Source organism: Cesiribacter sp. SM1, from assembly GCF_020178975.1.
Lineage (GTDB): Bacteria > Bacteroidota > Bacteroidia > Cytophagales > Cyclobacteriaceae > Cesiribacter.
This window is the reverse complement of sequence record NZ_JAHXBU010000060.1, coordinates 1-1,970: the sequence shown is the minus strand read 5'-3', so window position 1 is coordinate 1,970 and position 1,970 is coordinate 1. Positions and strand designations below refer to the sequence as shown.

Below are 1,970 nucleotides of genomic sequence, written 5' to 3'. Positions count from 1 at the left end.
CCAATCGAGTAGACGGCCAGTGAGCTGAAGGCCCACTGGTGCGCCTCTCACACCACTGTACGTACGGGCCTCGTATACAGCGGTTCGTTAAGTTTTGGGGATACACTTTGATAGTAGGACAGTAGAGATTCGTAGCCCTTTTTGGCCAACCTGACCAGAGTGATCGTCGATCTAAGAATAGGACTTTGGGCCACGGCCCATCCACCCATTCTTGTTCTGCTCCAGGCGTATGCCTGCCACAACGGAATACCTAATCGGATCAGGTTCTTCCTCTTCCTCTCCAGCTTTTTCCAATCATGCCAGATGCAGTAGCGTAATCTGCTGCGTAGCCAGCTATCAAGAACTTTAAGCTTGCCTGATATACTTGCCATACGGAAGTAGGTGAGCCAGCCTCTTTGCACCTCTTTTAGCTTATGGATGCGCTCGCTAAAGCTAGCGGGAATGGTTTTTCTGGTGATGGACTTGAGGTTCTGCCTAAGTGCTTTCCAGCTTTTCTCTGACACTACCAACTGGTACTTTCCTTTCGCTCCTTTTTCATAAGTGGGCACAAAGCCATACCCCAGAATCTGGAAATGAACAGGTCTGCGTATACCGCTTTTCTCCCTGTTGATAGGCAGCTTTAGCCTGTTCTTTAGAAACAGGTAGAGGCTATTGCCTATCTCTCGGGCTGCTTCCTTGCTTTTGGTGTAGACACTAAAATCGTCAGCGTAGCGAATATAGCGATGACCTTTCTTTTCCAGATCCTTATCCAATTCATGAAGCATGATATTAGACAACAGGGGACTAAGCGGACTTCCCTGTGGTACGCCTTTTTTGCGTTTGACCAGCCTACCATTTATTAGAATGGGTGCTTTAAGCCATTTGCGGATTAGCCGTAGCACAGTTGGGCATTTCACCTTACGATACAGCAGTTGCAGAAGTATAGCATGGTCCACTTCATCGAAGAAATTTTGAAGGTCAATATCAACGATAAAATGAAAACCTTCATTGATGTTCTTCTGTGCCTGTTGCACTGCCTGATGAGCATTCCGAGAAGGGCGAAAGCCGTAGCTATACTCTTTGAACTCTACTTCAAACAAGGGAGTTATTACCTGGCTTACTGCCTGCTGAAGCAGGCGGTCGGTTACAGTAGGAATGCCCAGTAGGCGCTTCTTACCATTTGCCTTGGGTATTTCTACCCCTAGGATGGGTTGCGGTACATACTTCTCATTGACGATGCTAATAGCTATACTATTCCTGTTAATTTTCCAGAAATGGGGTAGCTCTTCTACAGCCATACCGTCCACGCCTGCGGAACCTTTGTTCTGCACGACCTGGCGGAGTGCATGTTGCATATTCTTTGGTTTTAGTACCTTCTCAATCATCTTTTCTTCTATCCCTGTTCTGCTTAAGGTAAGGCTAGTCCTGAAGGATTTCAGAAAGCCTCCTTACCGAATTTAGATCGGATCGCCGAAGCGACAACTTAACGTTTGGTCCTTCAGTAGATCGTGAGGCCTCCGACTTTCTATGCCAGCTCGTTTCCTCTACCTACTATGACCTCTGCCGCCGGGCGGCCCCGTGACTTCTTGGCCCATAGAAACCGAATCTATTCCAAGACCTCCCTGGGTAAGACACCTATCTTTTCCCCTATCTCCGCTACATCTACTTAAAATCACATACAGCACGGCCTTTGTAATGATGTGCTTACTCGACCACAACTTTAAGCCTCTTATGTAGTTCCTGTTCGTCGGAACAGGGGTTTGCCGTTTGGCTTCCTTCACTGCATGGGTCACCCCAAACCAGCTTGCCACTTGCTATATGCTTCGCTGCTCGCATACAAGGGACTTGCACCCTTTAGATAATCAGAGTATATTTCAACTCGTGCCATGCCAGGCACACACAACAGAATAAAGCAAGCTCCCAGCTATCTTACAGCCATTGGCAATGCAGGCAGCTGCCTTTGCGTGGGCATAGCAATCTGCAGTGAATGG

The 1,970-nt window shown here is 47.7% G+C and carries 1 protein-coding gene; it reads right to left on the bottom strand.

Annotation, left to right across the window (positions count from 1 at the left end; all coding sequences use genetic code 11):
- Positions 1-47 precede the first annotated feature (47 nt).
- A complete protein-coding gene (gene ltrA, locus KWJ01_RS13130) occupies positions 48-1,334 on the bottom strand; it encodes a group II intron reverse transcriptase/maturase (RefSeq protein WP_224996915.1) in 1,287 nt (428 codons plus the stop codon).
- Between the last annotated feature and the right edge of the window lie 636 nt (positions 1,335-1,970).